Source organism: bacterium (assembly GCA_020444065.1).
Classification (GTDB): domain Bacteria; phylum Sumerlaeota; class Sumerlaeia; order SLMS01; family JAHLLQ01; genus JAHLLQ01.
On sequence record JAHLLQ010000001.1, the window covers coordinates 853,869 to 874,557 of the forward strand.

A 20,689-nucleotide genomic window follows, 5' to 3' on the forward strand; every position below is an offset into this window, starting at 1 on the left:
CATGAACCGCATCGCACTCCTCATTCTGATCGCGGCGGCGCTGGGACTGCTGGCGCCGCCCGCCCCGGCCAAGGAAACCCCGCCGGTCGAAGTCTTCTTCGTGCCGCGCGAGGATCTCGGGCGCGCACCCGGATACACCGCAGAAGGCGTGTTCCTTCCATTAGATCAGGTCCTTGCTCTGATCGGTGAAGCCAATCGCCGCCAAGCCGCCAGGCCACCTGAGAAGGCACTGACCTGCAAGTCGATCGAACTTGCGGGAGAGCTTGATCGCGATCTGCTGCTGCAAGGCGAGATTGCGTTCGATGCGCCTTGGGAGGGTTGGGCCGCCGTCCGCATCGACAATGGAAAAGTGCCCTGGACAGCTCAGGGCACACCGAACGATCCGCCGGCATTTCTCGTCGGCATCGATCGCGCAACCTACCTGATCGCACGGGGTCCAGGCGCAGGAGCGCTGCATGTCGAAGCTCAGTACTCCTTCAATGCCGATTCGCCGGATGCGATGGTTGCGATTGGAGCTTTCCATTCGCCGACGCGCATCTCGATCAAAACATCGGAGCACTGGCGCGCGATCGAATCCGATGCACCTTCGCGCGAGGAAGGCGACGTCCTGGTCGTTTCCCCGCTGCCCGATGAAGACTTGATGCTCTTCCCTCAGCGGCGCCCTCCGCTGCGCGAGGCCGATGCGATTCTACAGCATATTGATCGCACTGTGCGGGCCATTGGATCCGGACTCGAAGTTGTCGATGAAGTGAGCTTCGCCTCGCAGTTCGAAGAAGGCGCCGACCTCGAATTCGAATTACCGCAGGGACTGGAACTACTGGAGATGTCCACATCCGGGCCTGCGAGAGCCGCCAGGATGGGCAATATTCACGTTACTCTGCGTGCTTTGAGCGCGACGGACGAGTTGCGCGTGACGCTTCGGTACAGCGCTTCCATGACCGGTGATGCCTACACCCTGCCACCGTTCCCATCGATCGGTGAGGAGGTCACTTCGACGGTCAGGATGAGAGGATCGGATGATTGGATTCCGTCTCTAACTCAGGACGTTCCGCAGCTTTCGTTCATGCAGGGCACAGCCGGCGATCGTCTGTATTCCTGTTGGGGAGCGCTGCCCGAACTGCAAGTCGCGCTGCTGCCGAAACACGTGGACACGCCGCCGCAGGTGATTGGGCTCGTGCGCATCGATCGCAACGAGGCGAATTCGGTCTTCACGATCTCCGGCATCTCGTCCGATCGCCAGGAACTGCTCTTCCGATGTCATCCCGACTGGATTGTCACAGAAGTCGGCGGAAGTCAGCAGGGGCATTTCTACGAACAGTATTACACCCAGCGTCGAGCCGATGGACATTGGACCATCAAATGGGAATTTGCCACCGCTCCGAAGTACATTCAGGTCAAGTTGCACCACGCGGGTTCGTGGGGCGCGCCTGGAACGACGAACCAGATGGAGTTTCCGTACCTCTCGCTGGAAGGCGAGCGCCCTTCGACTTATGAGCTCGGTGTCGAGAGCGACGAGACATTGGAACTTCAACCGACGTCACTCGAGGACCTGACTGTCATCCCCGTCGGCGAATTGTCCGATGCCTGGAATCAGACAGTCGCTCTTGAAATAGCCAGAGTTCAGACTCAGCAGGGGGAACTGCCGTATCCTCGAGTCGATCTCGCGATGCGAGCAACAGGTTCGCATCCAAAAGGTTCTCTGGAGATTCGCGGACGCAGTTCCGAGACCCGCGCCACAGTGGTGACTGCACTCTCCATCCAGGAAGATCGCACGTTTGTGCGTACGCAGGTAAAATACGACGTGCGCTACGCGCCGCAGGATCGCTTTCAGGTAATCCTGCCGAAGGGTATCAGTTCCGCAGTGAAAGTCGATGGACCCGAAATCCGTGAAACCGTGCGCGAGACTGTTCCTGAAGGCGAGCTCTTCACGCTGACCACTCGCCATAGTGTCTTGGGCCAGTTCGCAGCGACGTTCGAATGGGCGGTGGATCGCTCGTCAACGGATGCGTCCGTGGACGCCCCCGAGATACGCGTCGTTGATGCCACCTATCAGCAGGGCTTTATTCTGCTGGAGGCGTCGGAAGCGCTGAAGTTGACGGCCGAGGCGAAGAACCTCGCGGAGACGGATCTCGCCGAGGTCCCCGACAATCCGTGGCAAGAAGGCAATCGTATTCTGGCCGCCTATCGCTATGTGGAGCCGCCGTATTCTCTTCGCATCGAAACGGAGAAGTTCCAGCCTGAGGAGTTGCTGTCGGGCCTTGTTCGCGAGGCCAATCTGCAGACGACGGTCTCGGAGTATGGCGAGAGATTGACGCTTGCCGAGTACCGCCTGCTGCCAATGGCGGAGCAGCAGTTCCTCGAAGTCGATCTCCCACTGGATGCGCAAGTCTGGTCGGTGCTCGTCAATCGCAAGGGCGAGCGCCCCGCGCGGCGCAATCGAGCAGATGGAACGAGCGTTCTGCTGGTTCCGTTGCCCACACGGCGCACCTCGGGGAGCGACGTGCAAATCTCTATTCTGTATCGCCAGCCCGGCCAGCCGTTGGATGCGGCGTCGAACCTCGACCTGGCGGCGCCATCACTGCCCGTGCCGGTCAACAAGACGACATGGCAACTCAACCTGCCGTACGGGTTCGAGTACCTGAGCTTCCAGGGCAGTTTCGTCGACTTGATCAATGTGCGCGAGCCGTTCGTTACGTTCCTTCGAAAGGCGTACTACCCTTCGCGGCTCGTTTTCCTGAATGCTTCGAGAGTATCTCTGATTATCTCGATGGCGATTCTGGCGTTGTTCGTATTCGTCGGTGTGATTGCCGTTCGGAAGTTCCGCGAAGCTCGGCAGAATCGCGAGCCGAAGGAGCCGGCCGTTTCGGCCTCCGGATGTGGGGTGCGTTTGATCGAGTGGCTTATAATCGGCGCAATCGTTGCGATTTTGGCAGCGATTTCCGTCCCGAATTTCATGGAGGCGCAAGTACGCTCCAAGGTTTCGCGCGTAAAGTCCGACGCCCGCTCGATGGCAACTGCGATCGAGAGCTACTTCGTCGACAACAACGGATATCCGTACAATTCCGAGATTCTCTGGCAGGGGCCGGTCAAGTACATGACGTCGTCCTTTGTCGACCCATACAACCTCAAGCCGGGCGAGTCACTGAAGTACCTGCAAGGCTTCGAGGCTGTGCGAAGTGCCGTGCAGGCCGGCATGGTTTTGCCGCAACAGCCGCCGAATTCCTTCTGGCTCGTCTACAGCGTCGGTCCTGACAATCGCGACGATCGCGCACAATTGCAGTACGATCCGACGAACGGCACGGTTAGCGCGGGCGACATCATTCGTATCGCCGAATCGAATTGGAATCCCTCGTACGGCAGACATCAGCAAGCACAACAGTCTGCTGGGAATGTCATCGACATTCAGACTCACGTCGATAGAGACGGGCGCACTGTCGTCAGCAGAGTCAAGTCAGCTGAGCGAAGTCCTGCTCCCACCGAGGAATACCGTTGGGGTTTTGAGGGTGATTCCATTAGCCAGCAAGAGGAACAGCGGGTGCAGTCGAACTATTACTCCGATCCGTTTAGCACGCCTGCCGAATTCGCCGACAGAGAGTTGCGCGAAGCCGAGGAGGCAATGGCAGGCATTGATGTCAACCGGGTAGACAGCGGAGCGGCGAGCCCGTTCGGAGCAAGCTCGAGCGCTAGCGGTCCCAGTGTCGATGAGATTCCGACGGTTATCATGACCGATAAGATGACGGAGGACACGTTTGATTTCAGTACAGATGCTGAACAGAATCGCTTGCGATTCCAGGATGCGTTAGTATTGCAAGGCGAGGGGTCTCCGGGTGCCAGTCCTGGCGCTTCCAACTTAACATACCTCTTCGGGCAGGACGGTTCCCGCAGTCGCGATGGTGCCATTGCAACTACTGCGACAGACGCACGCCAGGCCGGGTTGCTTTCTCTCGCGATCGAGATTCCCGAAGGCGGTTATCAGCGCCAGTTTGAGGGGCTGACCGGCGATGCGTCGATGCGTGTCCGCTTGTTGGATCAGCATTCCTTCCAGCGCCTGCGCTTTGCCGTTTGGTTGCTCGTGGCGCTTGCTCTCGGCGCAGTGTGGATCGCTGCTCGCCAGTACTACCTGCATGCCATCGTTCTCACACTGGCCGTGGCGTTCTTCGGCCCGCTGATTGTGGCCACACCATGGGTGGCGTTCTACAATGCAGCGCTCCAGGGTGCATTGTTCTCTCTGCTGGCTCCATTGCTGGCACGGGTGATCCACTACACGGGACATGCACCCAAAGCGAAGGCCGTCGCCGTTGGCGCGCTTCTGCTTGCGCTAGCCCCGTTGCAGGGGACGCACGCGGAGGAGCCCGTTCGCCTGATCGCGCCATACGATGAAGGACTCCCGCAGCCCGGAGAGAATCCCAATGTCTTCGTCGATCGTGTGATGTTCGAAGAACTGTGGAATGCCGCACATGCTTCGACGGAGTCGCTTCCCGACAAACATCCCCCGGCATTCATCGCATCCTGGAAGCTGGTTGGCACTTGGCTGCCGGAGCGCTCGGTCGTCGAGGGCACGTTGACACTGCATGCCCTCAACACGGGCGACGGACCTTCACTGACGCCGGTTGCATTCGATCAACTCGCCTTCTCGGAACTGCAATCCACACCTCCCGGGGCAACGTTGCAGATGGAGGATGAGAAGCCGATGCTGCTTCTTCCCCCGCACTGGACCGGCATCGTGGAGGCGAGTTTCGAGGCCCCGTGTGATTCGCAAGGCACAAGCGGACGCCTTGAATTTCAGGCGCCTGCGTCAGGGACGGGTTTCTGGCAGATCTCGATTCCCTTTGCAAATGCCACGGCGGACTCCTCGCATCCAGTCATCATCGAACGCAAGGGAGAGACGTCTCTCCTGCGTGGCTCTGCATCCGAAGGACCGCAGACGATCGCCTGGTCGGCGGAAGGCGGCCCCAGCGTCCGCGAGCAAGCGAGCGACTGGCGTGCGGAAATCGAAACGGACATCACGTGGCAACATCTTGCCTACGCGCAGGCCTGGCAACTGCTGCGATTAAGCGCGACGTCGGATGCGGGTACTTTGCCCGGCGAAGTGTCCCTGAATGTCGGTCCTCTGCGCATCATGGATGTTGCCGGGCCGGCAGTGGAATCGGCTGTCATCGATGGGGATATCTTGAGGATTCGGCTGCGCGAGACGCGCGAAGCGAACATCGTGCTGCAGTCTGTATTGCCTGCCCCCCAGGGAGATTGGAGGGTTGGCGGTATCGGAGTCGGGGGCGGAACAACGTCCCGGCATATTGTCCGGTTCAACTTCGATGGCGGAATCGAGATTCGGGAGATGAGCCCCGTTGGGCTCGATCGCCAGGCTGCGCGGGGAGCGCGCTCCGGGTTCTCGACACAACAGTATCGCACGACTGCATCCGACTGGAATGCGACGATCAAACTCGCGCGCCTCCCGGAAGTCTTCGATGCGAATGTAACGGAGCTCTTCGTGCCTGAGGAAGGTCGATTGCGCCACGCTGCCACCCTGCAGATTCAACCACGCGGGACAGCTATCCGCACGCTTTCGCTTGAACTTCCTCCTGAAACGCGCGTGGAGGAACTGAGTGGCGACCAGTACACCGACTGGATCTGGAATAACGGCAGGCTGCAGGTTTTCCTCTCCCCTGCCGTCGAGAATCCGACAACGATCCAATTTCTGGCTTCCATTCCGCTCGAGGGAACGGCAAGCACGCTACACGTGCAGCCGCTGCGCATCGCATCGGAAGGCGACGTGAAGCAGAATATCGCCATCGTTCTTTCTCCCGATGTGGAACTAAAGGAAGTCGATTTGGCCGGCGCCACGGCCGAGCCGCCAAATCCACTGCACACGGGTCTGTTGGCGAAGTACTTCGGCTCTGAATGGGATCCCTTCGCACCGGGGCCGCAAGAGCCGCAGATGCAGATGCAACAGAACGCGATGCCGCCGGTCTCGCGCAGGGGTCCAAACCTGCGCCTGCGTGCCTACGAGTTGGCGCGACCGGCCGAAATGACGTTTGAACTGACGCGTATCGATGCGGCGGCGCTGGTGACGATCTTCAATCAGGTCACAGTGTCCGACGGCGTCCAAAGTCTGTCAGCAGTGCTGCGGGCGGAACCCCGCCGGGGTCGGATGCGACAGGTAGAGGCGGTTCTTGCGCTTCCGGAATCGAATGCGGCTGCCGCTTCACGCCTGCAAGTCGATGGACCAATACGCAGCTTCCGCACGCAGGATGAAGGCAATGGTCGTGTTCGCGTGATCGCGGAGTTGGACGCCCCCTACTCCAGGCAGGTCCAATTGAATGTTCAATTGTACCAGTCGGCGGATACGGCCGCCGGCAGTGAGGTGGTGCCGACAGTTCTTCTTCCTGCGGATCAGTCCGGCTCACGGGCGCTGCTGCTGTTGCGTCGGGAATTCGAAGGCGAACTCAATCCGACCGACCGCGCCGGAGCGCGAAGCATCGAACCAACGGCGGTCCAGTGGCCGAGCAGCATGCGACCGCTCCCATCCGACCAGGTCTATGAGCTGGATCAGACCCGGCCGACGTTCAAAATCGTTCGCCATGCACAAGGTGAAACGCTGCGCGCGGTGGTCGAAGTACTGCGCCAGCGCACAATCGTGACTCAGGATGGATTCGAGCGCCACGAACTGGAACTCGTCCTTCAGAACCAGTCGGAGCAATTCCTCCGCGTTGCCCTGCCGTACTCGCGCGACGAGATCTCCGTTTACGAAGTTCGTGTCGCGGGCAAGACAGTCAGCCCAACGTTTGGGAAAGAAGCTGGTCGGGATGTCCTGCTCATTCCTTTGATCCGCACTGGGATTCTGGATCCGGAACTCAATGCCCGCGTTGCCTACGCGGCAAAGACCGATTCGCTCGAAAGCAGTGGTAAGCGCGAACAGAAGCTGCCCGAAGTGTTGGGCGGCGTACCAGTGCTGCAGTCGGCCATGATCCTGATGATGCCGACGACCTACAAGTTCAAGCAGTTCGAAGGCTCCCTGAACCGCGTCGACCTCGTCGATCTGGAAGTGGACGAAGCGCTTCGCCAGGCGCGCCGGGCGGAGAATCTCTCCGAGGTCGCGCTGCGGTCGGAGGGCGAAACGCTGGAGAAGGCTCTGAGCAGCCTGAAGTCTGTGCAATCCAAGGCCACGAGCCAGTACAATTATGCGATGAGCACGTCGGAAGCGTACGATCGTCGCGGCGTCGCCAAGAAAGGCAAGGAAGTCGATCTCGGCATGAAGCTGCAGCAAGAGCGCGCGCAAAATCTGCAGCGTGCGAACGAAGCCCAGATCCAACTCTACAGCAACGTGCAGCGATTGATGCAAGCGGATGAGGATGTGGCTGTCCAGCAACTGGCCGGAGAGATCAGAAACCAGGCGATACAAGCGCCAACCGTCGCCCCTAGGGTTGAGGCGGCGCAGGTGGACTTCCCACGCGAAGGCGACGTGTTCGTCTTCCGCCAGATCCAGGGCACGGGCGCAATTCAGTTCGAATACGCCTCCCGCCAATCGACTGGAAAGCGAAACGACTTCCTGCTGGCCACGGCGTTCGTGGCGTTGTTGGTCAGCGCGCTTGCCGCCGGAAAGAAGGTCGTGACCTCGCGTCGGCGAGTCGGAATCACGCTGATCGTCGTTGGGATCGTTGCGTACGCGCTCGCGGTCGCCATCGACCTGGCAATCCTGGCCGCCGTGGTCGGTGTGCTGATGATCCTGCTCGGGCGAAGCCCAAGGGATGCTGAGGAGGAAATCGCCTAGCGGCGCCTCGTGCGGCGCAGAGCGTCCCAGGTGAAGATCGCCAGCCCGAGCCAGATCAGAAGGAAGCTGATGAACTTCATCGTCCCGAAGGGCTCTTTGTAGAGGAGCCACCCAAGGAGGAACTGAAGACTCGGGGCGATGTACTGGATGAATCCGACCGTGGTGTACTTCAAGCGACGGGCGGCGCCTGCAAACCAGAGCAGCGGCACTGCGGTGACGATCCCCGCGGCGACGAGGAGGATTGTGTCCGACCCATTGCCGGCAGCGAAATGGCTCTCGTGGGTCGCCATCAGCCACCCGACGTATCCGACAGCAATGGGCAACATCAGGAGTGTCTCTACAGTCAGACCGCCGAGGGCACCAATCCGGGCGACCTTACGAATCAAGCCGTAGAGGCCAAACGAGAAGGCGAGAATGAAGGAGACCCATGGGACGGTCCCGACGAGCGTCGTCATCGCTAGTATCCCGGCCAGGGCGCAGAAGAGGCTGACGACCTGCCAGCGGCGGAGCCGCTCGCCAAGGAAGAGCGCCCCCAGCAACACGTTCACCAGAGGGTTCATGAAGTAGCCGAGGGCGGCCTGGATGACGCGCTCGTGGGCCACGGACCAGATAAATGTCAGCCAATTGATCGAGACCAGCGTCGCCGTCGCCACGAGCGCCAGCAGCGTCCGCCAGTCGCGGAACACGCGGAGGATGGTTCGAGCCTCGCCAAGGACGAGAACGATTGCGATCAACAGGATGAAGGACCAGAGAGCCCGATGGGCCAGGACCTCCAAGGCCGGGATGTGGGCGACTGCCTTAAAGTAGATCGTCACAAACCCCCAGCCCCCGTACGCCAGGAGGCCATACATCACGCCGCGACGAGTTTCCGCGGGATCGGCTGGGTTGAGCTTGGGTGTCAAGTTTGGGACCTTTCAGGGCGTCGATCAGCCCGGGGAGTCTGCCCCGGGGATGGCCCGCGGGGAAAGGCCCAAAGCGAACATGGGCAAAAAAGGCCGCGAAGTTGCCAGCCGCCGCCCCGTGGGGGGCAGGAAAAACCCGGGCTTCTTGATTGACGATGCGACCGGGGCGCTCCACACTCTGTGAGTAATCTGGACCGCTATGTTCTGTATCTTCCGGAGCCTTGTCGCATGCCTGCTTCATGCAAATCGTTCATAATCCCCGCGCTTCTGGTGGCCGCAGCCACCGTTCAGGCCCAGGAAATCGTGATCGACGTCCCGGCCGCGCGCAGTGTGCAGATCGCCGAAAACCGCAGAAATCCCGGTGAAATCTCCCCCATCGCCATGGGCGATGTGGACGGAGACGGGCTGGAGGACTGCGTGATGGGTGCGCCCCGCGCGGGCGGCCTGTTGACCGTCGACTCGGGTATGATTTACATCCGTTTTGGCGGAGACTACCTCGGCCTGCCGCCTGCCAGCGATGACGGCGGCGTCTACTACGATCTGACGTCGCGCCCCGACGCCGTGGTGACGCCCCAGTACTCCGCCGTGACGTTCGCGGATTCGCTCGGCCGCATCCCCAGTGGCGTGCAGATCTTCCCCGAGCGCGGCGGCGAGTTCTTTGGCTCTTCGGTCGCGACGGGCGACTTCAATAACGACAATTTCGCGGACATCCTCATCGGTGCGCCGCATCCCCTCGGCGATCCCGATCTCGGCACCGTCTACCTGATCCTGGGTCGTGCTGACCTGGGCGGCCTGACGTATGTTGAGGACGAGATCTTTAACGCCAATGCGGTGGAAATCAAAGGCCGCTACCTGGGCGCTCGCTTCGGCGAGGTCGTCGAGTTCGCCGACCTCGACAACGATGGGTTCGATGACATCCTGATCGGGACCCCCCGCGCTGCCACAGGCGGTACAGTCGACATCATCTATGGTCGACCCGTGCTGGACTGGTCTCGCGCGACGATTGACAGCGTCCCGAATCCGAAGACGCGTATCTTCTCGAATGTCGCGGATGAGCGCTTCGGCTCGGCGATCACGGCCGGCGATTTCAATGGCGATAACTTCCCCGAGTTGGTGATCGGCGCCCCACGCTGGCCGATTCCGGTGAATGCCAATGGACGTGTGGTCGTCCTGGAGTTCTCCGGCGGCCGTCCCGCCAGCATCGATATGTCCGTCAGCCCACCGTACCTCACGGTCGAAATGACTTTGAATTTCGCGGGCCTTGGCGGCGCCGTTGCGGTCGGCGATCTGGATAACGACGGGGTCGACGATCTGATCGCCAGCGCTCCACAGCTCCAGGTCGGTACGCGCACAAACCTGGGCGGCGTCTACCACATCAGCAATCCCAGCCAGTACGCCGGCGATACGCTGGAGATGCCATTCGATTCAGACATAAGCATCTTCGGCACCGGCCAGTCCCAGGAGTTCTTCGGCTGGTCGCTGGCCGTTGGCGCATACGATATCGCCCCGGGTATCGAGCTGCTCGTGGGAGCGCCGGGCAAGAACACGCCGGATGGAACTGCGGCTGGTGCGGTGTTCGTCTACCGGTCGGGGGCTCTGCCGGCGACTTCAATCCTCGAAGGTGAGCTCGGCTATCAGATCAGCCAATTCCGCGGGACGGTTGCCAACTTCCGGTACGGCACAGACGTGGCCATCGGCCAATTTGATGGCTTGGACAATGGCGATATCTTTGCGTCGGGAAGCGGCGATCTGCCATTCGACTCATCCTGCGGCGGCGACGTTCTGGCCGACTGGCAGATTTGTCACGACGGCCGCGAAGGCATCCGTGTTTACGGCGTGCTGGCAGGCAGCGTGCCCCAGGCTCCGATCGAATTGAGCGCAAAGCCCGGCTGGATGATGATGGAGTAAGCTGCGCCGAACAGACCAGAATGCAACGCCCCCCGGCTGCGAAGGCCGGGGGGCGTTTTCTATCTGCGAGTGTGCACGCGCCGATCAGAAGTCTTTCAGCGGCGTGCTGGCGCTGGCGTAGAGGCGCTTGTCCATGCGGCCGGCGGTAAAGGACATGCGGCCGGCGATCGTGGCAAGGCGGAACGCGTGGGCCATAGCGACCGGGTCGGCGGCCTTTGCGATGCCGGTGTTCACCAGCAGACCATCCACACCCATCTCCATCGTCAGCGAGCAATCCGACGCACAACCAACACCCGCGTCGACGATGATCGGCACGTTGGCGAACTCCTTGATCAGGCGAATATTCGCGGGATTCAGAACGCCCCGGCCGCTGCCGATGGGCGAGCCGAGCGGCATGACGGCCGCGGCGCCGGCTTCTTCGAGGCGACGGGCCAGAATGATGTCGTCCGAGCAGTAAGCCATGCAGGTGAAGCCCATCTCGGTAAGACGCTTTGTGGCTTCCAGCGTACCGATCGGATCCGGCATCAGCGTCTTCTGATCGCCGATCACTTCCACCTTGATCAGATCGCCCAGTTCCAGTTCGCGAATCAGTTCGGCGACCTGGATGACTTCCTCGACCGAGTAGCACCCGGCGGTGTTCGGAAGCAGCGTCATCTTCTTTGTATCGATATAGTTCAGGAGGTTGTTTTGAGGATTCTTGAGATCCACGCGACGCAAAGCGACGGTCACCATGTCTGCCCCGGAGGCAACGTGGGCCTGCTGCATCACATCGAAATTCTCGTACTTGCCGGTCCCAACGATCAGGCGGGACTTGAGTTTGTACTTCCCGACGACAAGCGGTTCATCTTTGAAGTCAGGGACTGCGGTCAGTTCATTCATCAGAAGTCATCCTCCTCCGATAATGGAGAGTATCTCGACCTGGTCGCCCTCGTGGAGTTCCTGCTGATCGAAGGTGTGACGCTTGACGATCTTGCGATTGATCATGACAGCCACGTGCTTGGGCTGCAGGTCGAGTTCGTGAATCAGCTCGGTGACAAACTGAGCTGTTGTTTCGCGGTTATCGCCGTTCACAACGAGATTCATGGCGTGTTCCATCCCTTTAGGGGGGCGGCCCGGTTCAGCCGCTCGGGTGAAGATTTACGCGTCCAACAGGCGGGGAGTCAAACCCTGAGAAGAAGGACTGCAGTGGGCTGTGGGATGCGAGTTTCGGACCGCCAAAACACTGCGGAAATGCTCTCCTGACGAATTTTTATCCACTGGATCGAGGTTTTCCCTAGACAGCGTAGCGTTTTCGACAAAACTACTGGGTCAATCTTAGACGGTTTTTTCCTCGCGGAATTTCCGTCAGCGGGTTGCATACCGGAAAGGGCAAAACCATGGTATCCGGCGGAGTGCTGGTCCTGAATCGCAACTGGATGGCCATCCACGTCTGCTCTGTGCAGCGGGCCATCTCGTTATTGGTGCAGGACCTGGCGCGAGTGGTCACCGAGGAGTATCAAACCTACAACTTCTCCACGTGGGCGGCGCTTTCGTCTCATGTGGAAAGCGAAGGCAGCCGGTTCATTCATTCGCCGAGCCTGCGTCTGATGGTTCCGGAGGTGATCCTGCTGACCCGGTACAATCGTCTGCCGCCTCGGATGGTGAAGTTCAATCGTCGCAATATATACGTGCGCGATCACTTCACCTGCCAGTACTGCGGCAGGAAGCCCCCGCGCGAGGAGTTGACGATCGATCACGTTCTGCCGAAGTCGAAGGGCGGAAAATCGGAGTGGGAGAACGTCGTCCTGGCGTGCCAGCGCTGCAACGCGAAGAAGGGTAACAAGCTGCTGGAGTACGCGCCGATGAAGCTGATCCGGCCGCCCAAGCGCCCGCACTGGCTGTCGATCATCCGTCATTCAATGAAGGGTGTGGAACGGCCGTTGTGGCAGAAATTCGTCGATGTCGCCTACTGGAATGTCGACCTGGACGAATAGGCCCGGCATCAATCGTGGAAACAAACACGGCCCCTGGAGTGAAATCACTCCGGGGGCATTTTCGTATCAGCCAGTTTCGCGAACAGCGTCGACGACACGCTGCATTTCTTCCGGCGTCTGGTAGAAGTGAGGCGCCATCCGAAGAAACCCACGGCGCGCGGAACAGACGATCTTCTTCTCCGCAAGGGCCCTGACAATTGCGCTCGGGTCCTTTTCCGCGTGCTCGAAGGCGACGATTCCGCTGGCGTGCTCTTCGTCGGCCGGAGAGATCAGCTTCCATCGCAAGTCCCGCAATCCATCCTGCAGCACGCGGCAATTCGCTCGAATGCGTTGGGCAACAACGTCGATGCCGACTTCATTCAGGATCGTCAACGAGGCGCCCATTCCCTGCACGCCGACCTGGTTGGGTGCGCCTTCTTCAAAACGACGTGCCGTGGGGTCCGGCGGCAGATCACGCGCGTCGTAGTCCTCGAACCCTTCGCGCCCGAGCCAGCCAACAAAGGTGTCGTTGAACATGTCCAGGCGATGGGCATTCACGTAAACAATGCCGGCGCCTTCGGGCCCGAGAAGCCACTTGTGGCTGTCGGCCGCCAGGAAATCGATGCAGCACTCGTTTGCATCGATCGGGAACGCTCCCAACTGCTGAATCGCATCGACGCAAAACAAGACACCAGACTCGCGAAGGAGTTTGCCGATTGCAGCCAGGTCGTGACGGAATCCGGTCGAGTAGGAAGCTGCCGTGAGCGACACCATCGCGACATCGTGTTCAGAAAGTAGACGTGCCAAGTCCTCCATCTCGTAGCGGAAATTGCGCTCCGGCCACGTGACGACCTGCACGCCTGCACGTTCCTCCAGGCCCTTCCAGACGTACCAATTGGCAGGAAATGTGTGCTCTTCGACGATGATGGTCTGGCCCTTCAGCCAATGAAGGCTGTTAGCAACAATCATCAGGCCGTGGGTGGTGCTCTTGACGAAACCGATCTCCGCTTCGTCGGCGCGCAACATCATGGCAGCTTCGGATCGAGCCATTCCCAATCGCGCAATCCAGCGCGGAAGAGCAACAAGTCCCTGCTCGGAAGCCTCCTTGGCATATCGCTGAATTGCTGCTGCCGTGCGCGCCGGCAGCGGCGAAATGGCAGAGTGACTGAGGTAGATCGAATTGCGCGTGATCGGGAACTCGGCAGCGATGTCGAGCCCTTCCAGGGAACTCACTTCAACTGCTCCTTCTGCTGGGCGGAAAGTTCACGCGGCGATGCCTGGCGCGGATAGCTACCGAGGATTCGCATCATGTGGCAGTTCGGCTCCAGGCTGGCAATCGCTTCGATGATGTCCGACTGAGTCCGATGGCCGAGTATGTCGACAAAGAAGACGTACTCCCACGCCTTCTTCTTGGTCGGGCGCGATTCGATCTTGGACATGTTGATGCCGCGATCGGCCAGGGGCTTCAGCAATGTGAACAGCGCGCCGGGCTTGTCCTTTACGGAGAACATCAGCGACGTCTTGTCGTCGCCGCACGGCGGCGTGTCTTCCTTTGCGATGATCAGGAATCGCGTCGTGTTGTCCTGATTGTCCTCGATGCCGGCGGCCAGAATGCGCAGTCCGTACTGATCGGCGGCCAGATCGCTGCCAATTGCGGCGGCGTGTTTGACCGTGCGCACCTTCTTCATGCCAGCAACGGTGCTCGGCATTTCAATAAGTTCGACCTTTGGAAGGTGCTCGCGCAGCCAAGTGCCGCACTGTGCGAATGTCTGCGGATGCGAGTAAATCTTCTTCACGTCTTCCAGCGCTGTGTTGGAGAGCAGGCAGTGTCTGATCGGCAGCAAGACTTCGTGGCAGATTCGGCAATCGAAGTCCATGAACCCGTCAAGCGTGTCGTGAACCATGCCACCGGTGCTGTTCTCGACAGGAACGACTCCGTAGTCGACCCAGCCCTGGTGCACGGCCTGGAAGATGTCGCGGATCTTGTCATTCGCTTCGAAATCGACAGCACTGCCGAACTCGCGAATGGCAGCCTGGTGGGCAAACGTCGCGGCCGGCCCCAGGTAAGCAACGCGCAGGGGCTTCTGCAGATTCAGACAGGCGCTGAGGACTTCGCGCATGACTGTCGAAAGCCCAACGCGCGGGAAGCCTCCGTCGCTGCGATCGAGGGCGCGCTCGAGAACTTCGCGCTGGCGCCCCGGGTCAAATGTCTGGCGGCCGGCGCCGGCCTTGGCCTGACCCACTTCGCGCGCAATCGCTGCGCGTCGATCGAGCAGGCGAACGAGTTCGCGATCGATCTCGTCGATTTCTTTGCGATAGTCCGACAACGGGTTCATGCAGCCGTTCTCCTCGGCGTGAATTCACAACGCAGGCTCGGGGGTGTGGGGCTCTTTGGGCAACGGGAAAAACGGGAGCCGGCTGTCCGGACTCAAAGGCTCGGGGGGCAGCCGAGCCGTCAGTGTCGGAAGTGGCGCATCCCGGTAAAGACCATGGGAATGCCGTGCTCGTTGCAGGCGGCGATGACTTCCTCGTCGCGAATGGAGCCGCCGGGCTGGATGATGGCCCGCACGCCCTGGGCGGCGGCGCTGTCGATGGAATCGCGGAAGGGGAAGAACGCGTCGGAGGCCAAATAGCTATCGTCCAACGGGGCGTGGGCCTTGAGAGCGGCGAATCGCGCCGAGTCGACACGAGACATCTGGCCGGCGCCGATTCCGATCGTCGCCGTGCGGGAGGCGAACACGATAGCGTTCGACTTGACCCACTTCACGCAGCGCCAGGCGAAGAGCAATCCGTCCAGGTCTTCATCGGTCGGGGTGGCATCGGTGACGACACGGAGGTCGCGGTGCTTCACCGTGCCCAGGTCGCGATCCATCAGCAATAGACCACCGACGATTCCGCGCGGGAGGAGTTTCTGGCGTTTTGGCGTGAACTTGCCGGTCGCAAGCAAGCGAAGGTTTTTCTTCTTGGTTAGGACCGCCAGCGCCTCATCGTCATAGGATGGCGCGATCACGACTTCGTTGAATGTCTCGGCGATGCGCTTCGCTAAATGAACGTCGACCTCAACGGACATCGCGATGATTCCGCCGAATGCGGATTCCGGGTCGGTTGCGCGGGCAGCGTCGTAGGCATCCAGGCCGGACTCGCCGACAGCGATGCCGCAAGGGTTCCCGTGCTTCACAACAACTGCCGCAGCCGATGCAAGATCGGTGAAGTCCCGGACTGCCTCGAGCGCGCCTTCGGCATCGAGGATGTTGTTGTAGGACAGTTCCTTGCCGTGAAGCTGGCGGGCGGATGCGATGCTAGTTTCATCGTCTGCCGGATCGCGATAGAAGGCGGCACGCTGGTGCGGGTTTTCTCCATAGCGCAACACCTGAGAACGAGGAACGGAAATGGTCAGTTCGGAAGGCAGCTCTTCCAGCTCCTCATCATCGCAATCGTGCCCATTCAGGAAGTTCGCGATCGCTGCATCGTACGTCGAAGTGTGCTGGAAAACCTTGGCGGCCAGGCGCTTTCGCGTCTCGGGAGTCGTCTCGCCGTGGGCCTCGATTTCCTCGGCCACGATCGCGTAATCTGCCGGGTCGCAAATGGCCGTCACCGCTGCGAAGTTCTTTGCCGCCGCACGAAGCAGCGCCACGCCGCCGATGTCGATCTGCTCGATGGCATCGGTGAGGTTCACGCCGGAATGCTGGGTGACTTCGATGAAGGGGTAGAGGTTCACGACGACAAGATCGATCGGATCGATGTTGTGCTCGCGCAGGGAATTCATGTGCTCGGGCGAGCTGCGGCGCGCGAGGATTCCGCCATGGACGGCGGGATGCAGTGTCTTGACGCGGCCGTGCAGCATTTCCGGCCAGCCGGTGACGGCCTGGATATCGTCGACGGGAACGCCCGCATCACGGATCATCTTGGCGGTCCCGCCGGTTGAGACAATCTCGACGCCGGCGCCCTCAAGCCGCTTCACGAATTCCGTCAGATCCGACTTGTTACTGACCGACACGAGCGCGCGCTTGATCGCCACGATGGACCCTCCTTGAATTGGACGGGTCCCAACGACCAAATCAGAGGCCGCGGCGTCAGCCGAAGAATGAGTTCATGACAGACTTTCTTGGGTGGTACGGTCCGGTTACTTGCGGATCGGGTCGGGGTTCTCGGTGACCTTGTCCTCTTCGCCTCGCAAGAGCTTGCGGATGTTGGACTGGTGGCGGATGATGACGGTCAGCCCAAGCAAGAGCGTAATCACGAAGATCAGGCTCCAGCCGTGCACGACGAATGTAACGATCGGGAGAACCGCGGCGGCCGAGACGGAACCGAGGGAAACGTACCGGAAGATGGCCACCATGAGGAGGAACGTCCCCAAGGCTGCCAGCGTTGCGATGGGTGCCAGAGCGAGGAACACGCCGAGGCTGGCCGCCACGCCCTTGCCGCCTTTGAATCCAATGAACACGTTGACAAGATTGCCCAGCAGCGCGGCGACCCCGAGCGCGATGGCGAAGTGCGGGAACGGCGGGTGCTCAACCATCAGGGGGAACCACGCGGGGGCGGCATAGGCCTTCAGCACGTCGATCACCAGCACGGGCACAGCCGCCCACCAGCCGAGGACGCGCGCGGCGTTTGTAAAACCAATATTCCCCGAACCGTGTTCCCGGATGTCGACGCCGGCGATCCAGCGACAGAGCAGCAGTCCCGTGGGAAGAGCCCCCAACAGGTACGCGCCGATGAGGGCACAGATGGCGAATAAGGTGATCATTGTTCGGAGCCTTTCGGTGCCTGAAGAAGTTCACGCGCCGCGACGCCGGGGTCGGGCTGGCGCATCAGACTCTCCCCCACCAGGACAGCGCGAGCGCCTGCCTGGCGGACTCGCTCAACGTCCTCGGGAGTAAAAATCCCGCTTTCGCTGACGAGCAGATAGCGCTCGCGCAGGTCGCGGGCGAGTTCCTCGGTCACGGCGAGATCCGTGACGAATGTGCGGAGGTTGCGGTTATTGATCCCGACGATACGTGCGGGGCAGTTGCCGGCTTCGATCTTGGCGATATCGGCGGCATCATGCACTTCAAGGAGCACATCAAGGCCCCACTCGTTGGCGGAGCGATGAAGTGCGGCCAGGTCCTCGGGAGAAAGCGCCGCCGCAATAAGCAGAATGGCGCTGGCGCCGTTAGCGCGCGCCTCGGCAATCTGAATCTCGTCGATAATGAAGTCCTTGCGCAGCAGAGCCAATTCGACGGCTTCGCGAATGTGTCGGAGGAACGAGAGATCGCCTTGGAAGAACTGTCGGTCGGTCAGCACGGACAAAGCAGAAGCGCCGCCCTCGGCGTACTGGCGGGCAATCTGCACGGGGTTGAAGTCCTCGCGAATGATGCCCTTGCTCGGCGAGGCCTTCTTGACCTCGGCGATCAATCGCGGGGCGGGCTCTGCGGCGAGCGCATCGTAGAAACTGGGCGGATCGGAAACGGCCTCGGCGGCTTCGCGCAGAGCGTCCGCCGCGCCGGATTCCTTCAGCGCACGGACCTCGGCGCGTTTGACCTCGAGGATGCGATTCAGAATGTCCATCGGCTATCCCTTGGTCGCGAGCTTATCGAGCAGCTTCGCACCGACGCCGGAGCGTTGCACGGCGCGCGCGTGGGCCAGTCCCTGATGGATGTCGAGTTCTTCGCCGATCAGCCAGAGCACCGCTGCCACGTTGAGGTTCACGACGTCCGCGTGCGGCCCCTCTGTGCCTTCGAGCACTTCGCGCATGATGGCGGCATTCTTTCGAGCATCGCCTCCGACGAGTTCAGAGACTTCGCAGGGCTTCAATCCGAGGTCGCTCGGAGAAACATGCCAGGGATGGAAGCGACCGTGGTGATCGAGATGAATGCCTTCCGTGACCTGCGAGAGGGAAATCTCATCCATCCCGTCCGCGCCGTGCACAACGAGAGCGGACTTGCACCCGAGGAGTTGGAGCGCCTCTGCAACAGGCTCAATCAGTTCACGCGCAGGCACGCCGACCAACTGGTGAGTGGGTTTCGCGGGATTCGCCAGTGGGCCGCACAGGTTGAACAGCGTTCGAATGCGGAGTTCCTTGCGCGCGGGTGCAGCGTGGCGCATCGCCGGGTGATACGAGCGTGCATAGAGGAAACAGAAGTTGTTCTCTTCGAGAGAGCGCACCGATTCCTCCGGCTCAACTTCGATCGGGATGCCGAGTTCTTCGAGAACGTCCGCGCTTCCGCACTTGGAGGAGGCTGAACGGTTGCCGTGCTTAGCCACGCGGATACCGGATGCTGCCAGAAGCAGAGCGGCCGTCGTTGAAATGTTGAACGTATTGTGGTGATCGCCACCGGTCCCACAGGTATCTACTATCGGCGTATCGCCCCCGATCGTCGGGAAGGGTTTCGCATTCTCAAGCATCACGCCAACGAAGGCTTCGATTTCTTTGCCTGTTTCGCCGGCCATGCGAAGAGCCGTCAGAAAACCGGCGATGGCACCAGTGCTGGCCTCGCCCTTCAGGATTTCCTCGGCCACATCGATCAGGAACTGACGATTCAACCGGCGATTCGGGAAGGACGTCAGACTCTGCAGCGCTTGATGTATCTTGCTCATGAGACAAACCCCTCTCTACAAGGGAAGGTGTTGAAGGCGATCGACTGATTTCTAAGCCCAATCTGCGACGAACCGCCCCGGGCGTCCAGTCGATTTGAGCCCGGGGCGGAGATTTGTCGGTACTACGAATGCTGGTACGACGAGTGTTACTTCTCGGAGGGCTTTGCGTTCTCCGCGGCGTTCAAGGCCGCGTTGGCCATCAGGATGTACTTCATCGCACCGGCACGAGCCTTCTCGGGAGCGCTATCGACGGCTTCCATGATCTTGCGAGCCTCTTTGACTTCGCCGATCGTAGCCTTGTAGAGCGCGAGGCGCGCGCCAAGGTCGGGAGCCTGCGTGAAGAGCGCCGCGCGAATCTCGTCCATCGACTTGTCCGGATTCGACTTCTGGGCGCGCTTCAGATAGGTGTTCAGACCATTGTCCTGAATCTCGGCCGCCTGCTTGAACTCGCCCGCGAAATAACCGGCAAGAGCCGCCGTATCCAGGGCCATGAAGTCCTTGCCTTCGTCGATCGTCGGCTTCATCAGGCTGAAGGCGTACGCGGCGCCGTCGCGATCGATGTCTTCCTCGTCGACCAGAGGCCAGACAACAGCGTTGATCTCGGCCTGGAAGCGCGCGACCCACGGCTCGACGATCTTGGCAATCTTGGCGCGCTCGGCCGCGTCATCGGTCTTCATGTAGTTTTCGATCTCGGTGGCGAGGTCCGGTGGCAGTTCGCCGCCGGGATCAACCCGTGTACCGACTTCGCGCCAGAGCTTTGCGCCGCGCGCATCCGTGGCAACGATGGTGCCGTCCTTGTCGAGAACGAAGGTCGCGGGGATTGCCTTCACGCCAAAACGATTGGCCAGTTCGGAGTCCCAGCCCTTGCCATCGTAGATGGATGGCCACGGTAAGGCTGTCTCTTTGTTTGCATAAAACTCCGGGAGCTTCCCGCCCTCTTTGACGTCCAGACTGATCGCGACGATATCGAAGCCCTTGTCGTGGTACTTCGCATAGACGTCGCGCACATTCGGGAGTTCCGCGCGGCAGGGAGCGCACCAGGTTGCCCAGAAGTCGATCAGGACGACCTTTCCACGGTAGTCTTTCAGGGAGACGAGATTCCCATCGTAGGTGTAGCCTTGGAACTGAGGAAACTGGGTGCCGATTTCGGGCGTTTCACCTTCGGACCAGCCAGCCGTTGCTTCGGCTGCGGCGGCGGCATTCGCTTCGTCCTGGGCCAGGGTCATTGACGGAACCGCGAGAAGGGCCAGGGCGGCCATCCACGGGAGAATGCGTTTCATGGGGTTGTTCCTTTCCTATGAGAACATACTGCAATTCGATGGAAGACTGGGGGGCGGAAGCACCCGATGGCAAGTGCCAATTGCTGGCAGGGATGTCGGTTTCGCGATCCAGCATCGAGTCGGGCGCGACGCAAAGACAGGTGTTCATATCAAGAGGTCGAGATTCCCTCAAAGCGCTGCAAAAAAAGAGCATCGAAAGGCGAACTCCCCCAATGCTTGGGATTGACGTGCGGGTCGCCTCGCTCCCAGTATCGGCGATCATTCTCGCGGCCAGACGCCTTTGGCGCCGTGGCTGCATGGAAG

13 protein-coding genes are annotated in these 20,689 nt (G+C 60.6%); 3 read left to right on the forward strand and 10 right to left on the reverse strand.

What is annotated here, in order from left to right; translation table 11 throughout:
- Position 1 precedes the first annotated feature (1 nt).
- Entirely contained in the window at positions 2–7,768 is a 7,767-nt protein-coding gene (locus KQI84_03020; GenBank protein ID MCB2153832.1) for a prepilin-type N-terminal cleavage/methylation domain-containing protein, read from the forward strand.
- Here KQI84_03020 and rarD read toward each other — a convergent pair.
- Positions 7,765–8,619 carry an EamA family transporter RarD gene (rarD, locus tag KQI84_03025; GenBank protein ID MCB2153833.1) on the reverse strand — a complete coding sequence of 285 codons (855 nt, stop codon included), beginning with the start codon at positions 8,617–8,619 and terminating at the stop codon, positions 7,765–7,767. The two genes, KQI84_03020 and rarD, sit on opposite strands and share 4 nt — an antisense overlap.
- A 279-nt stretch (positions 8,620–8,898) precedes the next feature.
- Here rarD and KQI84_03030 point away from each other — a divergent pair, with 279 nt between their 5' ends.
- Positions 8,899–10,578, forward strand: coding sequence for an FG-GAP repeat protein (locus KQI84_03030; protein MCB2153834.1), 1,680 nt, complete (start codon positions 8,899–8,901; stop codon positions 10,576–10,578).
- A gap of 84 nt (positions 10,579–10,662) precedes the next feature.
- Here the strand turns inward: KQI84_03030 and KQI84_03035 are convergent, their stop codons facing one another.
- Complete coding sequence (locus KQI84_03035; protein MCB2153835.1) at positions 10,663–11,457, reverse strand: thiazole synthase; 795 nt, start codon at positions 11,455–11,457, stop codon at positions 10,663–10,665.
- A gap of 6 nt (positions 11,458–11,463) precedes the next feature.
- Complete coding sequence (thiS, locus tag KQI84_03040) at positions 11,464–11,661, reverse strand: sulfur carrier protein ThiS (protein ID MCB2153836.1); 198 nt, start codon at positions 11,659–11,661, stop codon at positions 11,464–11,466.
- A gap of 293 nt (positions 11,662–11,954) precedes the next feature.
- On the opposite strand from thiS, the gene KQI84_03045 reads away from it, so the two are divergent.
- Positions 11,955–12,551, forward strand: a complete 597-nt coding sequence (locus tag KQI84_03045) for an HNH endonuclease (protein ID MCB2153837.1) — start codon at positions 11,955–11,957, stop codon at positions 12,549–12,551.
- 66 nt (positions 12,552–12,617) lie between these two features.
- Here the strand turns inward: KQI84_03045 and KQI84_03050 are convergent, their stop codons facing one another.
- The 7 genes from KQI84_03050 to KQI84_03080 form a co-directional block, all read right to left on the reverse strand.
- Entirely contained in the window at positions 12,618–13,763 is a 1,146-nt protein-coding gene (locus KQI84_03050; GenBank protein MCB2153838.1) for an aminotransferase class V-fold PLP-dependent enzyme, read from the reverse strand.
- Positions 13,760–14,866, reverse strand: coding sequence for a prephenate dehydratase (gene pheA, locus KQI84_03055; GenBank protein MCB2153839.1), 1,107 nt, complete (start codon positions 14,864–14,866; stop codon positions 13,760–13,762). The genes KQI84_03050 and pheA overlap by 4 nt, the downstream gene beginning before the upstream one ends.
- A gap of 119 nt (positions 14,867–14,985) precedes the next feature.
- Positions 14,986–16,551: a bifunctional phosphoribosylaminoimidazolecarboxamide formyltransferase/IMP cyclohydrolase gene (purH, locus tag KQI84_03060; protein MCB2153840.1), complete on the reverse strand. Its 1,566-nt coding sequence runs from the start codon at positions 16,549–16,551 to the stop codon at positions 14,986–14,988.
- A gap of 102 nt (positions 16,552–16,653) precedes the next feature.
- Positions 16,654–17,277 (reverse strand): glycerol-3-phosphate 1-O-acyltransferase PlsY, encoded by a 624-nt coding sequence (plsY, locus tag KQI84_03065; protein ID MCB2153841.1) that lies wholly within the window; start codon positions 17,275–17,277, stop codon positions 16,654–16,656.
- Positions 17,274–18,077: an indole-3-glycerol phosphate synthase TrpC gene (trpC, locus tag KQI84_03070; protein MCB2153842.1), complete on the reverse strand. Its 804-nt coding sequence runs from the start codon at positions 18,075–18,077 to the stop codon at positions 17,274–17,276. The genes plsY and trpC overlap by 4 nt, the downstream gene beginning before the upstream one ends.
- 3 nt (positions 18,078–18,080) lie before the next feature.
- Entirely contained in the window at positions 18,081–19,106 is a 1,026-nt protein-coding gene (trpD, locus tag KQI84_03075) for an anthranilate phosphoribosyltransferase (GenBank protein MCB2153843.1), read from the reverse strand.
- Between the two features lie 146 nt (positions 19,107–19,252).
- Complete coding sequence (locus tag KQI84_03080) at positions 19,253–20,386, reverse strand: TlpA family protein disulfide reductase (protein MCB2153844.1); 1,134 nt, start codon at positions 20,384–20,386, stop codon at positions 19,253–19,255.
- Between the last annotated feature and the right edge of the window lie 303 nt (positions 20,387–20,689).